Raw genomic sequence first — 207 nt, forward strand, 5'->3', positions numbered from 1 at the left:
GAGCCACCAGAATGGCACCCAGGGAGCAGTCACCGACGGCGAACTGGATTCGGGCCGCGTCGCCGCCGGCGCGATAACTGCTGGGTGTCATGCCGAGTAGCTGAGTGGATTCTGCGTAAAACCGACCGCTGGAGCCGTAACCGGCAGCATTGAAGGCGTCGGTGATGGTTTCGCTCTGATCCAGCGCGTCACGCAGGCGCCGGGCCT

1 pseudogene is annotated in these 207 nt (G+C 64.7%); it reads right to left on the minus strand.

Annotated elements, in window-relative coordinates:
* Window positions 1-207: pseudogene (locus tag MO867_RS23460) on the minus strand (bifunctional transcriptional activator/DNA repair enzyme protein Ada); the annotation flags it as partial.

The sequence above is a fragment of the Microbulbifer okhotskensis genome (assembly GCF_023895975.1).
Lineage (GTDB): Bacteria > Pseudomonadota > Gammaproteobacteria > Pseudomonadales > Cellvibrionaceae > Microbulbifer > Microbulbifer okhotskensis.